The organism is Streptomyces dangxiongensis, from assembly GCF_003675325.1.
Lineage (GTDB): Bacteria > Actinomycetota > Actinomycetes > Streptomycetales > Streptomycetaceae > Streptomyces > Streptomyces dangxiongensis.
Map to the genome: position 1 here is coordinate 6,227,135 of NZ_CP033073.1, position 15,873 is coordinate 6,243,007.

Below are 15,873 nucleotides of genomic sequence, written 5' to 3' on the forward strand. Positions count from 1 at the left end.
CCGCCGTCAGGCCGACGGGGGCGGCGATCGTACGCAAGGGCTACGCGGAGCGGCGGCCCCATCCCGAGGACGCGCGGGCGCGGCTGATCGTGCTGACCGAGCGCGGGCGGGCGTGCGCCCGGGCCGCGGAGGAAGCGGCCGCCGAGGTGGTGGGAGGGTGGGGCGAACTGCTGGGCGAGGGCGAGGTCCGCCTGCTCGGGGACCGGGTGGCGCGGCTCGCTCCCCGCGGCCCGGTCCGGCCGGCCTGATGACGAGCCGCCGGTCCGGCGGTGAGCCTTCGGTCGGACGGTGAGCCTTGGGCCCCGCGGTGAGCCGCCGGTCGCCGGGCCGCCGGTGAGCGCCGGAAGTTTTTACCGACGCGTAACTTCACACGTCCACTACCCGCCCGTAACTTGACGAATGAACAGCATCCCGTGATCCGGATCACAGGTTGAGGCCGTGCACCTCCCTTGAGCCGCAAGGAGATCCCCCGATGCTGCCCTGGAAGCGAGCGCTCAGACCCTTCGCCGCCCTCCTCCTGACCGCCACCCTCGCCGCCGTACCCGCCGCCACCGCCAGCGCCTCGGAGACCGCCGCCCCGAGCGCGGGCTGGAACGACTACACCTGCAAGCCCTCCGCCGCCCACCCCCGCCCCGTCGTCCTCGTCCACGGCACCCTGGGCAACTCGGTCGACAACTGGCTCTCCCTCGCCCCCTACCTGAAGAGCCGCGGGTACTGCGTCTACTCCCTGGACTACGGTCAGCTCCCCGGCGTCCCCCTCTTCCACGGACTCGGCCCCCATAGACGAGTCCGCCGGACAACTGGCCGCCTTCGTCGACCGGGTGCTCGCCGCGACCGGCGCCGCCAAGGCCGACCTGGTCGGTCACTCGCAGGGCGGCATGATGCCCCGCTACTACCTGCGGTTCCTGGGCGGGGCGGACAAGGTCGACGCGCTCGTCGGCATCGCCCCCGACAACCACGGCACGAACCTCAGCGGCCTCACCCGGCTGCTGCCCTACTTCCCCGGCGCCGAGGACCTGCTCAGGGCCACCACGCCCGGCCTCGCCGACCAGATCACCGGCTCCGCGTTCCTCACCAGGCTCAACGGCGGGCGGTGACACCGTCCCCGGAGTGCACTACACGGTCATCGCCACCCGCGACGACGAGGTCGTCACCCCCTGGCGCAGCCAGTACCTGAACGGCCCGGACGTCCACAACGTCCTGCTCCAGGACCTGTGCCCGCTCGACCTCTCCGAACACGTCGCGATCGGGCCTGCTCGACCGCATCGCGTTCCACGAGGTGGCCAACGCGCTCGACCCGGCCCACGCCACCGCGACCACCTGCGCGTCGGTGTTCGGCTGACGGCCACCGGGGCCTGACCGGCCTGAGCCGCCGGACAGGCCCCGGACAGCGCCGCGGGACGTGGCTGACCGGCCGCTCACCGAAGCCCGTGGGGGTGTTCGGAAGCCGCCTCCAGGAAACCGCGGAACCGCCCGCCGCGGGCGGCCGGAGACGATCCTTATGGTGCGCTTAAGGCAGTGCTCAGGCTGCGCTGAGGTGGAAGGCGCCGGCCGGGCCGGGGCGCCGCGGTGTCAGGCCTCGGGCCACCAGGTGCGCGCGATGTCCTTGCGCACCTCGGGACGTCCCGCGGGAGGCTCCTCCGCCTCCTCGCGGATCCGGCGGCTGTCCGTCCTCTTCAGGGGCTTCTGCACGGTCACGCGGGCGCATGGCTGCCTCCTTCAGTGCCTACCGGGTTCCGTGTTGTCACGGAGGTAGACGCTTTCGGGGAGAGTTCCTCATCGGTGCCGGGATGTCAGTGGCGGCAGTCACGTCCGCACTGTCAATGGCATGTGTCACTCTCTGAGCATGACGAGCAGGAAGCGGCACACGGTTGCGGCTGCCCCGGAAGTGGACTGGGGCCCGCGCCAAGCTCGCCGGGCACGGCGCGGAGATCCTGTGCGGGGACGCCGCGAGCCCGCCGGTCGGCGCCCGCCGCTTCGACGTCGTCCTCGTACGGCACGTGCTGTGGACGCTGCCGGACCCCGCCCGCGTCCTGCGGCACCGGCGGGGCCTGCTGCGGCCCGGCGGCCGGTTCGTGCTGACCGAGGGCGTGTGGGGGACCCTCACCCCGGTCGGCATACCCGCCGAGCGGCTCACCGCGCTGCTCCGGCCGCTCGCCGGGGACGTACACGTGGAGCGACTGTCCGACGACCCGCTGCTGTGGGGGAAGACCGTCACCGACGAGCGGTACACAGTGGTGGCGACCGTGTGACAGCGCGGGCGACGGCGGCTCAGGTCAGCAGCTCCTCGAAGCCGCCGGCCCGGGCCAGCGCCTCCAGGGTGTCCAGGGCGGCCATGGCGGCGGACGCGGCCCGCGGGTCCGTCCGCGCGAGCCCGCTCCCGGCGAACTCGTCCTCGTCCAGCCGCCGTACGTCCCGCCCGTCCCCGGAGCGCCACAGGTCCAGGTCGAGGTCCTCCACGACCAGCTCCGTGCCGGACAGGACCGCGGGGCGGGTGATGTCGCAGTACCAGCCCTTGAGCACCCCGTCCGCGCCGCGGACCTCCTTCACGGAATACCACCGGTCCCGCCAGTAGTACTCGGTGAACACGTCGCCCGGCTCGAAGCGCACGAACCCGAAGTCGCGCACCCCCGAGCCCGCCCAGCGGGCGCGTACGGCGATCCGGGTGCCGTCGTCCCGGAGTGACTGCGCCGGGTAACGGATCTTCGTACGGCCCCCCTTGACCAGGACGACCTCCAGCCACCGCACGGACTCAGCCGAGTTCACGGACACAGCGCACCTCCGACGCGCACCTCTCGTACCCCAGCCAGGTGTTGACGGCGAGCATGGGGGCGTTGCCGGTGTCGTTGCCCGTGAAGGCCTCGGTGAGACCGGCGGCGCGGGCCAGGCGCAGGGAACGGCTCTTGGCCAGCCTGGCCAGGCCCCGGCCGCGGTGGGCGCGGGCGGTGCCGGTCATGGCCGTCTCGTACCGGGTGCCGCCGTCGGTGCGGGCCATGGTGAAGGCGACCGGACGGCCGTCCACGCAGGCGACCGTGGTCAGCTCCCGGTCCAGCAGCGGATGGTTCCAGGTCTCCTCGACCCAGGCGTCGTAGTCCCCCAACTCGGCGGTCACGTCGCCGGGTTCGTCCAGTACCGTCTCCGCGTCCAGGTCGAACAGCGGCCGGGGGTCGTCCGCGAGGTCGGCGCCGGTGCGCAGTTCGACGCCGGGCCGGACCGGCGGCGCAGGGGGGAGGGTGCCGTGGGCGAGGTCCAGCCGGAGGAAATGGGCGGAGCGGCCCCGCCGGTAGCCGCGCCGCTCGGCGAAGGCCCGGCAGGCCGGCTCGTCCATCGCCCAGGCGAGCAGCCTGGTCACGCCCAGGTCCGTCAGGTACTCCTCGGCGCGCCCGCACCAGCAGCCCGCCGGCGCCCCGGTGGGTCCGGTCCGGGCGGACGTGGACGTTCAGGCAGCCCTGGCCCGGCTCGGGGCTGTCGTGGGCCAGATACACCTGTGCCGTGCCGATCACCTCGCCGTCCTCCTCCGCGACGAGCGGACGGTAGCGGGCGCCGGGATGGACCCGGGCGGCCGCGTGCCGCACCGACTCCGGGGTGCACAGGAAGAAGGGGAGGGCGAGGCGGCGGACACGGGCGAAGCCCTCGGTGTCGGCCGGGACGCCGGGGCGCAGGTCGCGCACGAGCACGGTCATGTGGGGGACCGTACGCGGCGGGAACGGCCGACCGCCTCCCGATTTTCCCGCCGGGTGCGGGACAATCGGGCCGTGAGCCTGAAGATCCGCATCGATGACAGCGCGCCTCCGTACGAGCAGGTGCGGGCGCGAATTTCCGAGCAGGCGCGGTCCGGCGCGCTCCCCGTGGGGTACCGGCTGCCGACCGTGCGGGGGCTGGCCGAGTCCCTGGGGCTCGCGGTGAACACGGTGGCCAAGGCCTACCGGGCGCTGGAGGGCGACGGGGTGATCGAGACGCGCGGACGCAACGGCACGTTCGTGGCCGCCGCCGGTTCGGCCGCACAGCGGGAGGCGTCCTCGGCCGCGCAGGCGTACGCGGAGCGGGTGCGCAGGCTCGGGCTGGGGGAGGACGAGGCGCTCGCCGCCGTACGGGACGCCGTGCTGGCGGCCTACGCGGGATAGCGCTCGCGTCGGGCCCGCGCGGTCACCGCGGTCACCGCGGTCACCGCGGTCGCACGGGTTCCGGTGTCCGTGTCACCGTCAGACCCGCCCTGCGCGCCGCCGCCGCGAACGCCACCGCGTCCCGCACCGCCGCGCCCCCCGGGTCGTTGTTGAAGTACGCGTACACGTCCTCCCCGCCGGGCCGGGCCGTCGCGATCCGGTCCACCCAGGTCTCCAGGGAGCGGCGGCCGTAGCGGGGCCAGGGCTGGGCGCGGCCCTGGTGGAAGCGGACGTAGCCCCAGTCGGCGGTGCGCCACAGCGGGCCGGCCGGGCGGGCCAGGACGTCCGCCCAGCACAGGGCCGCGCCCCGGGACTCCAGCACGCGCCGCAGCTCCGGGGTCCACCACGAGTCGTGGCGGGGTTCCACCGCGACCCGTGTGCCCGGCGGGAAGCGGGCCAGGCAGGCGTCCAGCAGGGGCGGGTCGGCGCGCAGGGTCGGCGGGAGCTGGAGCAGGACCGGACCCAGGCGGTCGCCGAGGCCCGCCGCGTGGGTCATCAGACGGTGGACCGGCTCCTCGGGGTCCTTCAGCCGCTTGATGTGGGTGAGGAAGCGGCTGGCCTTGACCGTGACGACGAAGTCCGGCGGGACGCGGTCGCGCCAGGCGGCGAAGGTGTCGTACGACGGCAGCCGGTAGAACGCGTTGTTGATCTCCACCGTCGCGAAGAGCCGTGTGTACTCCTCCAGCCACAGCCGCGTCGGGACACCCGCCGGGTAGACGACGTCCCGCCAGTCCTTGTACTGCCAACCCGACGTGCCGACGAACACGGTCATACCCTCATGAAAGCATCACAGGTACAGGCCCGCGTCCGCTCCCTCCCGCGCGCCGGGCACGGACGTCGGCGTGGTGCCCCGGCGCAGTGCGTACAGCTCGGCCAGGGTGGCGCCCTCGCGGCCGACGCCCTCCTCGGTGCCGAGCCAGTCGACCGCCTCCCGGTGCGTCAGCGGGCCGACCTCGATGCGGGCCAGACAGCGGCCGGGGCGGACCACGGCCGGATGCAGCCGCTCCAGGTCCTCGTTGGTGGTGACGCCCACCAGGACGTTGCGGCCCTGGCCGAGCAGGCCGTCGGTGAGGTTCAGCAGGCGCGACAGGGCCTGGCCCGCCGTGTGCCGGGCCTCACCGCGGATCAGCTCGTCGCAGTCCTCCAGCAGCAGCAGCCGCCAGCGGCCCTTGCCGGCACCGTCGTCCTCGCCGATGGCGATGTCCATCAGATAGCCGACGTCGGAGAAGAGACGTTCCGGATCCAGGACGCAGTCCACCTGGCACCAGTCCCGCCAGGAGCGGGCCAGGGTGCGCAGCGCGGAGGTCTTCCCGGTGCCGGGCGGTCCGTGGAGCAGGAGCAGCCGGCCCGCGATGTCCTCGGGGGTCGTCTTCATGAGGCGGTCCATCGCGCCCGCCACCGGCGCCGTGTAGTTGGACCGGACCTCGTTCCAGGTGCCCGCCGAGATCTGACGGGTGGTGCGGTGCGGGCCGCGCCGCGGGGAGACGTACCAGAACCCCATCGCCACGTTCTCCGGCTGGGGTTCCGGCTCGTCGGTCGCGCCGTCCGTGGCCTGGTCGAGGATCCGCTTCGCCAGCTCGGCGCTGGTCGCCGTGACCGTGACGTCCGCGCCCCGGTTCCAGCGGGAGACCAGCAGGGTCCAGCCCTCGCCCTCGGCGAGGGTCGCGCTGCGGTCGTCGTCGCGGGCGACCCGCAGCACCTGGGCGCCCTCCGGCAGCAGGGACGCGCCCGAGCGCACCCGGTCGATGTTCACCGCGTGCGAGTACGGCTGCTCGCCCGTTGCGAAACGGCCGAGGAACAGCGCGTCGACGACGTCGGACGGCGAGTCGGAGTCGTCGACGTGGAGCCGGATCGGCAGAGCGTCGTGCGGGTTGGCAGCCATGCCGCCATGATCCGGCACGGATGCGCTCCGCGCACGGCATTTCCGCCGCTTGTTCCGGGTGTCCCGGGACGGTCGCCCGACCTCCCGGGGCCGTGACCGCTGTCCCGGCCGACACCTGCCCGCCGCCCGGCTCCCCCCGTTACTGTGGTCCCCGATGGGACGCCCTGGCGGGGACGCGCGAAGGCGGCGGTGGCGGCTCACCGCCCTGCTCGGCGCGGGCCTGGCCGCGCTGGCCCTGCTGCTCACCCTGCTCGGCACACAGCCCGGCGGCCTCGGCACCGCACACGACGGCGACAGGCCGCACGGCACCCCGGCCGCCCCGGCCGGCAGCCCCCGACCGCACGTCGGCTGGGGCTTCACGCACACCCGGTACAGCGCCGACCAGGGTTCACCGGCCGCCACCGCGCGCGTGACACGGCTCCTCGGCCGGGACGGCGGGCTGGCGCAGAACCAGCACATCATGGGCTGGGGCGCCGACAACCCCGAGCCGGCCAGAGGACGTTACGACTTCGACGCGCTGGACCGGCGCATCGGCCTCGTCCGCGCCTCCGGCGGCACCCCGGTGATCACGCTGTGCTGCTCCCCGGACTGGATGAAGGGCGCTACGGCCGGGGCCGGCCGCACCGACTGGAGCCGGGCCGCACTGGAGAGCGCCCCGCTCCCCGCCCACTACCAGGACTTCGCCGACCTCGCCGCGACCGTCGCCCGGCGCTACCCGGACGTACGGCACTTCATCGTCTGGAACGAGTTCAAGGGCTTCTGGAACGACGCCGGGTCCCGCTGGGACTACGAGGGCTACACCCGGATGTACAACCTGGTGTACAAGGCGCTGAAGAACGTCGACCGGGACGTCATGGTCGGCGGCCCGTACCTGGTCATGGACAGCGTCGACCCACGCGGCCCCCATGCCTCGACCGCGCTCAGAGGCCCCTGGGGCGCCATGGACCAACGGGTCCTGGACGCCTTCGCCTACTGGAACACCCACCGGGCCGGCGCCGACTTCACCGTGGTCGACGGCGCCAGCTACACCCGCGACGACGCCCTGCTCCCGGACGAGTTCGCGGCCACCGCCAAGCTCACCGCCGTCGGCACCTGGGTACGGCGGCTGACCCGCGACCTGCCCCTGTGGTGGGCCGAGTACTACGTCGAGCCCGGCGACGGCGACGGCGAACGCACCGGCTGGAGCGAACCGCACCGCGTCGCCGTCCAGGCCACCGGCATGATCGCCATGGTCAGGGGCGGCGCCGGCTCCGGCTTCTACTGGAACCCGCAGGAGCGGACCGGCCCGTGCCCCGGCTGCCTGTGGTCCCCGACCGACACCGCCGGCGGCGGCCGGGAACTCCCGCTGTACGGCCTGGTGTCCCGCTTCGCGCGCGCGTTCCCGCCGGGCACCCGGTACGCGACCGTGTCCGTCGCCCCGGACGCCGCGCCCCACCTCCGCGTCCTCGCCACCCGGCGGACCGTCCTCGTCGTCAACACCCTCGGCCGGCGGATCAGCGCACGGGTCGACGGCCGGCGGTTCACGATGGGCGCGTACGAGGTGAAGTGGCTCGGCCGCTGAGCCACCGCACCCTCACTTCAGCGTCACGAACCGCTGCACCAGCGAGGCCAGCACCAGCCCCAGCAGCGGCAGCGAGAACCAGAAACCGCCCTGGACCAGCCGCAGCCGGCGCACCCCCGGCCGCGCCCCGACCCGGACCAGCTCACGGGCGGCCAGCAGCAGGACCAGGACGACGGCGGCGAGCGCTCCGGCCACCGACCACGGCGTCCACGTCACCTGCGGTCCGGCCGGCCCCGGATCCGGCTCGGGCACCGGCCCCGCCGGCCGCTCCCGCAGCGCGTACACCGTGACGTCCTCGTCGGCCAGGACCCGCGTCAGCTCCCGCCGGCCGTCCAGGCGACGGACCAGCCGGGACCGCCAGGCCGCCGGGTAGCCCGCGTCCAGCTCCAGATACGTCGCCTGGCTCCGGTCGACCATCAGATACGCGTGCGGCCCGGCGTCCTCCAGCGCCTTCACCAGGCCCGCCACCCGACGGGGGTCGGCCGGTGCGAGCGTCGGCACGTAGCTCACCCGCTCCATGTCCCGCGCCCCCCACGGCAGCGCCGGCGTCACCTCGTTGACCGGGTCCTGGCTGAGCCACAGCAGCCGTACCGTCGGCCGGTCGTGGGCGTACACCCAGTCCATGGCCGCGACCTCACCGGGCCGGACCCGCTCGAACGGCTCGTTGCCCCAGCGGGCCACCAGGAAACCGCCCATCAGCAGCAGCCCCATGAGCAGCACGGCCGGCGGGGCGAGCCGCACCCGGACCTTCCCCACGGCGCCACCGGTGCGCGGGAAGAGCGCGAGCCCGCCGAGCAGGGCCGCGCCCGGCACCGCGAACATGAAGACGCGCAGCGCCATCTCACCGCCGTACGACTGCATGCCGAAGCCGAGGAACGGGACGAACGCGAGGACCGGCAGGGACCGTTCCCGGTACCGGTGCAGGCGCCGCCGCCACCAGCCCCAGCAGGCCAGGCCCAGCACCGAACCGGCCAGCAGCACCCGGGTGTACAGCACCAGCTTGTGGGTCGCACTGCCGCCCTGGATACGGCCGGAGACGGACGTGGAGACATTGCCGCCGACCCCGCCCACCCCGCCGAAGAGTTCGTCGAAGTGCCCCGACCAGTACGGCTCGGCCATGAAGCCGACCCAGACCGCCACCAGCACCGCGAACAGCAGTGGCAGCCCGCGCAGTTCGGACCGGCCGAGCAGGACGAGGACCGTGAGCACGCCCAGCATCATGAACGGGGTGAGCTGGTGCGCGGGCACCGTCGCCGCGTAGAGCGCCATCAGCACGAGCAGCAGCACGGCGCGTTGCCGCCGGCCGGCCGGCTCCACCTCGGCCTCGCCCGGGCGCCGTCCCGTCCAGATGACCCGGGGCGGGCGGAACCAGACCAGCAGGACGGCCACGAACACCAGGTACAGCAGATAGGTGAAGCCCTGCGGGGAGAAGTAGTCCTGACCGACCCAGCCGCTCAGCGCGAAGATCCACACCCCGCTCCACTTCGCCCGCCAGCTCGCCCGCATCACCCGGGTGAGTAAGAACATCGGGGCCAGGTAAGCGAGTTGTACGGCCGTCGGCCACCAACGGATGACCTCGGTGAAGTCGGTGATCCCGCACGCCCGGCCGGCGAACGCGGCCAGCGCGAAGAAGCCCGGCCAGCTCCAGCGGGCGTCCAGGTCCGGTACGGCGGCACCGGTCCGGTCGATGTGGTCGAGGAAGCCGAGGTGCTGCCAGGCCGTCGGGAACCGCGGCTCGGCCTCGATCACCGCGGGCAGCGCGTGCAGGCAGACCACGGTCGCCAGCAGGGTGAGCAGCAGCAGCGCCCGGTGTTCGCGGCGCAGCCGGAGCAGCACGGCGAACACGGTGACCAGCAGGGCCGCCCCGGCCAGGGTCGGCGGCGGCAGCACCGAGACCAGCCCCAGCCCGCCCATCCGGTCCAGGTCCGCCTCGCCGAGCCGCAGCGCGGGCACCCAGTACAGCACCAGCGCGGCCACCAGCAGACCCCCGAGGAGCACTCCGGCCCAGGTGTCGCGGTCGCGCACCCACGCCGGGCCGGACCGGCGCGCCGGGACGGCGGGGGTGCCCCCGCCGGAGCGCAGCCGGGCGCGGGAGAGCGGCTCCAGGTCGGCGAGGTCACCGTCCGGTGCCGTGGTGTCCGGCACGGTGGTGGGCGTGGACCGCGCCGTCCGCCACAGTTTCGGCGCGGCGATCGCCACGACCACCGCGAGGCTGGAGATCTCGGCGACGCCCGCGCCGGTCAGCCCCAGCCGGGGCAGGAGCAGCACGGTCAGGCTCAGCACCAGCACGCACAACAGGCCCTGGAGCCACGCGAGTCCGGCGGTGCGGCTCTGCGCGCGCAACACCGCGAAGTGGGTCTCCATCACGGTCCGCAGCACCGCGCCGACCGCGTACCAGCGCAGCAGCGGGGTCGCCGCGTCCGCGTAGCCCTCGCCGAACACGCCGAGGATCCAGGGCGCGCCGGTGAACAGCAGGGCCGCGACCGGCAGCATGATCCGGGCCATCCGCTTCAGCACGGCCCGGGTGTCGGCGGCCAGCCGTGCCGGGTCGTGCGAGCCCTCCACGGTGAGGGAGGCGCCCATGTTGACGGCGAGCAGGTTGGTCGTGCCGCCGATGGTGGTGGCGATGTAGAAGTACGCGTTCTGCTCGGAGCCGACCCGCGCGGCGATGATCACCGGCACGAGGTAGACCACGGCGAGGGAGAACAGCGAACCGGTGTAGTCCCCGGCCAGGAACCTGCCGATCTCCCTCGGCGTCGGCGGGCCGGCCCGGTTCGCGGTGGCCCGCACGTGCCGGGGGACCAGCCGCCGGAACACCAGCCAGCCCAGCGGCACCACGGAGGTGGCGATCGCGGCCACCCAGGACACGAAGACACCGGTGGTCGGCAGGGCGACGGCGAACGCGGCGAGCAGGGCGAGCTTGACCGCCGAGAACACGGTGTTGCCGACCGGCACCCAGGGCGCGCTGCGCAGCCCGGTGAGCACGCCGTCCTGGAGGGTGAGCACGTTCCAGGCGGCGACGGCCACGACGAACCCCAGCCCGTTCGGGGTGCCGTGCAGGAAGCGGTACGACGGCCCCCACGCGTCCAGGGTCAGCAGGAAGATCCCGGCGGCGACCGCCACGACCAGCGAACCGCCCGCGTAGGTACGCAGGACGAGCCGCCCGGTGCGGTCACCGGCGACGGGGATGAAACGGGCCAGGGCGCCGGTCAGGGTCACCGCGGTCAGTCCGGCGAGGAACTTCATCGCGGCGATGGCGGCGGAGCCCTGCCCGACCGCCGACTCGGAGTAGTAGCGCGCCGCGGCCAGCCAGAAGCCGAGCCCGAGGACGGCCGAGATGCCGGTGTTGAGCATCAGCGCGTAGGCGTTGCGGAACAGCGGGCTGCCGCCGGTGGACCGGCCGGACCCGGGTGCCGTGGCGCCGGGTGCCGCCGTCCCGGCCGTCGTGGGCGCGGTGGTCGTGTCAGACACGGCCGGGGACGGCCTTCCGGCGGAGCTGGCGGAGCTGACGGACCTGGCGGAGCTGGCGGGCTCTGCGGACGAGGGCGTACCCCTTGGTGAGGACGCGGTCCCCGGCGAAGTGCCGTGCCAGGTCGCGACCTTCGAGGAGCCGCCCGAACTCCTCGGCGCCGGTGCCGCGGCGGACCGTGACACGGCGCAGCGCGTACGGGCCCTGGCGGCGACGGGCCAGGGCGTTGCCGACGGCGAGCGCCTGGGCGTACCCGGCCGCGTGGACCGCCTGGCGGACCCGGCGGCTGGAGTAACCGTACGGGTAGGCGAACGACACGGGTGGGGCGCCGAGTTCGTCGGTGACGATCCGCGTGCAGCGGTCCAGCTCGGCGCGCAGTACGTCGTCGGGAAGCTGGTCGAGCTGGGGGTGGGTGTGGCTGTGCCCGCCGATCTCGGCCCCGACGGCGACCAGTTGGCGGACCTGCGGCCAGTCGAGCATGGTGTCCGGGCCGCAGCCGGTGTCGTGGACGCCCCGGAGCCAGCCGGTGGAGACGAACACAGTGGCCGGGAAGCCGTGCCGGGCGAGGACGGGCAGCGCGTGCCGGTGCACGCCCTCGTAACCGTCGTCGAAGGTGATCAGCACCGGCCGGGCGGGCAGCGGACGGCCACTGCGCCAGCCGGCCGCGAGGTCGGCGGTGGTCACCGGGGTCAGCCCCAGGTCGCCGATGAGCCCCATCTGCTCCGCGAACGCCTCCGGGGCGACCGACAGGCCACGGGTGGCGTCGTTGGGGGCGGTCGCGACGGAGTGGTACATGAGGATGGGCACGCCGGCGTCACTCACCGGGACCACCCCCGGGGGCCGACGCCTCCGAGGGCACCTGGACGGATGCCCGGGGTGGGTTCCGCGTCGGTGTTGGGGTCGGTTCCTGGGCCGGGTCGCGGGGTGGTTCCTGGGTCGGTGTCGGTGTCGGCTCCTCGGCCCGGCCGGGGGTTGGCTCCTCGGCCGGGTCGCGGGCCGGTTCCTGGGGTGGCGGCGGCGGGGGCGCCGTACCGGCCGTTCGCCGGGTCCGCAGGCCGGCCAGTGTGTAGCCGGCGGCGGCGCTCAGCGTTCCGGCGACGATCGCGCCCGCGCGGCCCGCCCCGCCCGGTCTGCCGAGCAGTGCGTCCCTGATACCCCGCGCGATCCCGGCCGGCAGCACCTGTGCCACGTAACGGCGTTCGGACTCCAGGCCCTTGCCCGTGCCGACGCTGCGTGCCACAAGGGCCTTGGACAGGCCCTCGGCGTAGGTGCGGCTGCGGAAGTAGGCGAAGCGCTCGCGCGACGCGGGCACCCGGTGGTGGATCACCGCGCGGTCGTCGATGAGCAGGACGGCGTCGGGGCGGGCGCGGCTGAGGCGGATGCACAGTTCCGTCTCCTCGCAGCCCAGCGGGCGGTGGTCGCCGTCGCGGCCGATGCCGGTGGCGAAGCCGCCCGCCGCCTCGAACGCCGTGCGCCGGAAGGAGGCGTTGCCGCCGAGGACGTTGCGGACCCGGACCCGGCCGGGCGGCAGCCCCTTGTAGGTGCAGCCCACCACCCAGTCGAACTCCTCCGGGAACCAGGCCGGCCGCCGGCCCGACGCCCACACCGGTACCGTACGGCCGCCGACCGCCAGGACACGTGGGTCGGCGTACCCCTCGGTGAAGCGGCGCAGCCAGTCCCGTTCGGCGACGGCGTCGTCGTCGAGGAAGGCGATCACCTCGCCCCGGGAGGCGGCGATGCCGGTGTTGCGGCCCGCGGAGAGGCCGCGCGGGCCGGCGTTGGCCAGGACCCGGACGCCGTCGCCCCGCTCGTACGCGCGTTCCAGCCGGGCCCGCAGGGCGGGGTTGTGGTCCACGACCAGGAGCGTCTCCAGCGCCGGACACGACTGTGCGCGTACCGAGGAGACCGCCGCGAGGATGTCCTCCCAGCGGTCCTCGGTGTACACGCAGATCACGACGGAGATGCCGGGAGCGGTCAAGACGCCTCGCCCCGGACCGTGTCGAGCAGTGGTGAACGGCGTGCCCGGCGGCGCAGCTCCCGCCGGTTGGAGCGTTCCCGCAGGATCACCCTCAGCACCCGGAACCCGTCCCGTACGGCCCGCAGGTTGCTCGTGCCGTGGATGCGCAGGTACTCGTGGCTCGGTATCTCCTGCACCCTCAGTCCCGCCTTGACCACTCTGATGTTCATCAGAGTCTCGACCTCGAAGCCGGTGCAGTCGAGGTCTATCCTGTCGAGGCAGTGCCGCCAGAACGCGTTGTAGCCGTAGCAGAGATCGGTGTAGCGGGCGCCGAACTTGCGGTTGACGGTGGCGCACAGCGCCCGGTTGCCCAGCCTGCGCACGAAGGTCATGTCGTCGGTGCCGCCGCCGTTGGCGAAGCGCGATCCCTTGGCGAAGTCGGCGCCGGAGACCAGGGCGGAGACGTACGACACGATCTCCCCGCCGTCGGCCGAGCCGTCCGCGTCGACCATCACGATGATGTCGCCGGTGCAGGCCTCGAACCCGCTGATCAGGGCATCCCCCTTGCCTCTGCCCCGCTGTTCGACGACCTTGACCTCCGGCCAAAGGGAACGCGCCACGCCGACGGTGCCGTCCGTGGAGTTGCCGTCCACCAGGACCACTTCGTGTATCCAGCCGGGCAGACTCTTGAAGACGTAGGGCAGGTTCTCCGCCTCGTTCATGGCGGGGATGACCACACTCACCGGCACGGTGATCGCCAGGTGGGAGGAGATGGGCCGGTAGTCGGCGGCGATCAGCGGATCCTGACCCGGACCCGGCGGGCGCAGCACGGAACTCATGAGTGTTTCCCTCTCGTCCGGTGGACCGCCCGCCCACGGGCGGTCCGGCTCGGTGTCCGGTTCGAAAGGGGGGTTCTCATCCTCGGTACGGCGGGCCGGTCTCCGGGGTGGTACCCGGGGTGGTCTCCGTCTCCGTGGACGAGCTGGCAAAGCTGCCGGTCCGCCGGGGAACGACGGCAACCGGTCGCGCGGCACGACTCGGTCACGGTTGTGGTCACCGAGCACGGCACCCCCCTACCGCGCCCCGCGCCGGGCACACCGCGGCCCTGAGCCCTCCCCTGGAGCCGAGTGCCGGCGGACCGGTGCGGGTGAGATGTACGACGGTATTGACGGTTGCACCCGAATAGCAAGACACGGAAGGCTGCCTCACCTTCATGCTGGTTCGACCGTTAGACCACCTTGGACCATGCCGGTCACTTTTGTGTGTGTTTTCCGGAAACTCGTTCCCGCAGTGGCATCGGGAGGAGGAGCAGCAGGCTCAGGAGGGCCACCGCGGCCACCCCGCCACGGACCGACCAGCGGTGCACGGCCAGCATGCTCTGGGCGACCAGCATGTTCACGGCGACCGCGCCCGCGAGGGCGGTGAGTGCCCGGCCTCGGGGCTCCAGTCCGCGCAGCGCCGCGCCGATCGCCCCGGCCGGCGCCGCGAGCAGGAAGAACAGAGTGCACGGGGCGCGCAGGGGTGAGCCGAGGTCGAGGAGGGCGAGCAGCGCACCGGCCACCGCCACGGCGGTCGCGGCCCCGGCGAGCAGGGGTGGCAGGAGCCGTCCCGGCCCTGCCCGGAAGTGTCCCTCGATGCGTGTTCCGCTGCGTGAGGTCCGCATTGGCGACTTCGCCCCCCGACGCGCCGGATGCCGGGCTTCAATGTGGCGCAGACCGGAGTGGGCGTCAAGAAGGCGATCCTGCGAGGCCTGTGGGCACCCGGGCGAGCGCCTACACATGTGACATGCACATGCAATAGATGAGCAGTGAACATCTCGGACCGATCCTGTTGAGATCACAAAATTCTTGGCATGAACACTTCCCGTCAACACGCGTAGTTGGTACCAACGTTGAGGCAGAGATCCTGCTAAAGGGAGGTTCCATGAGACGTTCCCGACTTACCGGATTCCTCACTTCACTCCTCCTCGCCGCCGGCCTCGGTCTCACCGGGGCCGCTTCGGCGAACGCGTCCGGCACGGCCGCGGCCGGAGGTTACGTGGCGCTCGGCGACTCCTACTCCTCCGGGGTGGGCGCCGGGAGTTACATCAGCTCGAGCGGTAGCTGCGACCGGAGCACGAAGGCCTACCCCTACCTGTGGAACGCCGCCCACAGCTACTCCTCGTTCGCCTTCAACGCCTGCTCCGGCGCGAAGACGGACGACGTGCTCGCCAACCAGCTCGGCTCCCTCAACTCCGCCACCTCGCTGGTGTCCCTCACGATCGGCGGCAACGACGCCGGCTTCTCCGACGTCATGACGACCTGTGTGATCCAGTCCGACAGCGCCTGCCTCTCCAAGATCGACACCGCCAGGGCGTACGTCGCCAACACGCTCCCCGGCAAGCTGGACACCGTCTACAACGCGATCAGCGCCAAGGCCCCGTCCGCCCGGGTGGTCGTCATCGGCTACCCCCGCTTCTACCTGCTCGGCCAGACCTGCCTCGGCCTCTCCGAGACCAAGCGGTCCGCCATCAACGGCGCGGCCGACTACATCGACACCGTCATCAAGGCCCGCGCCACCGCCCACAACTTCGCCTTCGGCGACGTCCGCACCACGTTTACCGGCCACGAGATCTGCTCCAGCGACTCCTGGCTGCACAGCGTCAACTGGCTCGACATCGGCACGTCGTACCACCCGACCGCGGCCGGCCACTCCGGCGGCTACCTGCCGGTGCTCACGAACGCGGCCTGATCCGTCAGGGCTCGCCCGGCAGGGTGAACCTCCCCGGGGCCGGTTCCTCAGGGCGAACCAGACAGCGCGGCGGAGACCCGGTCCCACGGGGTCTCCGCCGCCGTCGTCCCG

At 73.2% G+C, this 15,873-nt stretch carries 12 protein-coding genes and 4 pseudogenes; 6 read left to right on the plus strand and 10 right to left on the minus strand.

The window, feature by feature from the left end:
- Nucleotides 1-26: 26 nt before the first annotated feature.
- Nucleotides 27-248, plus strand: a pseudogene (locus D9753_RS28105) (MarR family transcriptional regulator); the annotation flags it as partial.
- A 224-nt stretch (nt 249-472) separates the two neighbouring features.
- A pseudogene (locus D9753_RS28110) lies at nt 473-1,342 on the plus strand (esterase/lipase family protein).
- A 230-nt stretch (nt 1,343-1,572) separates the two neighbouring features.
- On the opposite strand, the gene D9753_RS38765 reads toward D9753_RS28110, so the two are convergent.
- Entirely contained in the window at nt 1,573-1,698 is a 126-nt protein-coding gene (locus D9753_RS38765) for a hypothetical protein (protein ID WP_121789554.1), read from the minus strand.
- Between the two features lie 200 nt (nt 1,699-1,898).
- Here D9753_RS38765 and D9753_RS28120 point away from each other — a divergent pair.
- A pseudogene (locus D9753_RS28120) lies at nt 1,899-2,252 on the plus strand (class I SAM-dependent methyltransferase); the annotation flags it as partial.
- A 19-nt stretch (nt 2,253-2,271) separates the two neighbouring features.
- Here D9753_RS28120 and D9753_RS28125 read toward each other — a convergent pair.
- The gene (locus tag D9753_RS28125; RefSeq protein WP_121789555.1) at nt 2,272-2,772 is read right to left on the minus strand and encodes a DUF402 domain-containing protein; all 501 of its coding nucleotides are present in this window, start codon (nt 2,770-2,772) and stop codon (nt 2,272-2,274) included.
- A pseudogene (locus D9753_RS28130) lies at nt 2,753-3,683 on the minus strand (GNAT family N-acetyltransferase). The gene D9753_RS28125 and the pseudogene D9753_RS28130 overlap by 20 nt, the downstream one beginning before the upstream one ends.
- A 72-nt stretch (nt 3,684-3,755) precedes the next feature.
- On the opposite strand from D9753_RS28130, the gene D9753_RS28135 reads away from it, so the two are divergent.
- On the plus strand, nt 3,756-4,124 hold the full coding sequence (locus D9753_RS28135; RefSeq protein WP_121791327.1) for a GntR family transcriptional regulator: 369 nt from the start codon (nt 3,756-3,758) through the stop codon (nt 4,122-4,124).
- A gap of 40 nt (nt 4,125-4,164) precedes the next feature.
- On the opposite strand, the gene D9753_RS28140 is transcribed toward D9753_RS28135, so the two are convergent.
- Entirely contained in the window at nt 4,165-4,935 is a 771-nt protein-coding gene (locus D9753_RS28140; protein ID WP_121789556.1) for a DUF72 domain-containing protein, read from the minus strand.
- A 15-nt stretch (nt 4,936-4,950) separates the two neighbouring features.
- On the minus strand, nt 4,951-6,045 hold the full coding sequence (locus D9753_RS28145) for a DUF5925 domain-containing protein (protein WP_121789557.1): 1,095 nt from the start codon (nt 6,043-6,045) through the stop codon (nt 4,951-4,953).
- A 154-nt stretch (nt 6,046-6,199) separates the two neighbouring features.
- On the opposite strand from D9753_RS28145, the gene D9753_RS28150 reads away from it, so the two are divergent.
- Nucleotides 6,200-7,606: a glycoside hydrolase family protein gene (locus D9753_RS28150; protein ID WP_121789558.1), complete on the plus strand. Its 1,407-nt coding sequence runs from the start codon at nt 6,200-6,202 to the stop codon at nt 7,604-7,606.
- 12 nt (nt 7,607-7,618) lie between these two features.
- Here D9753_RS28150 and D9753_RS28155 read toward each other — a convergent pair whose 3' ends face one another.
- The 5 genes from D9753_RS28155 to D9753_RS28175 all read right to left on the minus strand — a co-directional run bounded on the left by D9753_RS28155 (nt 7,619) and on the right by D9753_RS28175 (nt 14,695).
- The gene (locus D9753_RS28155) at nt 7,619-11,077 is read right to left on the minus strand and encodes a lipopolysaccharide biosynthesis protein (RefSeq protein ID WP_121789559.1); all 3,459 of its coding nucleotides are present in this window, start codon (nt 11,075-11,077) and stop codon (nt 7,619-7,621) included.
- Complete coding sequence (locus tag D9753_RS28160; protein ID WP_240468302.1) at nt 11,070-11,897, minus strand: polysaccharide deacetylase family protein; 828 nt, start codon at nt 11,895-11,897, stop codon at nt 11,070-11,072. Before D9753_RS28160 ends, D9753_RS28155 begins: the two co-directional genes overlap by 8 nt.
- Nucleotides 11,890-13,053 (minus strand): glycosyltransferase, encoded by a 1,164-nt coding sequence (locus tag D9753_RS28165; protein WP_240468303.1) that lies wholly within the window; start codon nt 13,051-13,053, stop codon nt 11,890-11,892. The genes D9753_RS28160 and D9753_RS28165 overlap by 8 nt, the downstream gene beginning before the upstream one ends.
- Entirely contained in the window at nt 13,050-13,871 is an 822-nt protein-coding gene (locus D9753_RS28170; protein WP_121789560.1) for a glycosyltransferase family 2 protein, read from the minus strand. The genes D9753_RS28165 and D9753_RS28170 overlap by 4 nt, the downstream gene beginning before the upstream one ends.
- Nucleotides 13,872-14,284: 413 nt before the next feature.
- A complete protein-coding gene (locus tag D9753_RS28175; RefSeq protein WP_240468304.1) occupies nt 14,285-14,695 on the minus strand; it encodes a hypothetical protein in 411 nt (136 codons plus the stop codon).
- A gap of 260 nt (nt 14,696-14,955) precedes the next feature.
- Here D9753_RS28175 and D9753_RS28180 point away from each other — a divergent pair, with 260 nt between their 5' ends.
- On the plus strand, nt 14,956-15,762 hold the full coding sequence (locus D9753_RS28180; RefSeq protein ID WP_121789561.1) for an SGNH/GDSL hydrolase family protein: 807 nt from the start codon (nt 14,956-14,958) through the stop codon (nt 15,760-15,762).
- Nucleotides 15,763-15,873 lie beyond the last annotated feature (111 nt).

Coding starts and splice junctions, on each gene's coding strand:
- D9753_RS28170 (WP_121789560.1), bottom strand. CDS start 13,871: ATGAGTTCCGTGCTGCGCCCGCCGGGTCCGGGTCAGGATCCGCTGATC.
- D9753_RS28145 (WP_121789557.1), bottom strand. CDS start 6,045: ATGGCTGCCAACCCGCACGACGCTCTGCCGATCCGGCTCCACGTCGAC.
- D9753_RS28150 (WP_121789558.1), top strand. CDS start 6,200: ATGGGACGCCCTGGCGGGGACGCGCGAAGGCGGCGGTGGCGGCTCACC.
- D9753_RS28180 (WP_121789561.1), top strand. CDS start 14,956: ATGAGACGTTCCCGACTTACCGGATTCCTCACTTCACTCCTCCTCGCC.
- D9753_RS28175 (WP_240468304.1), bottom strand. CDS start 14,695: ATGCGGACCTCACGCAGCGGAACACGCATCGAGGGACACTTCCGGGCA.
- D9753_RS28140 (WP_121789556.1), bottom strand. CDS start 4,935: ATGACCGTGTTCGTCGGCACGTCGGGTTGGCAGTACAAGGACTGGCGG.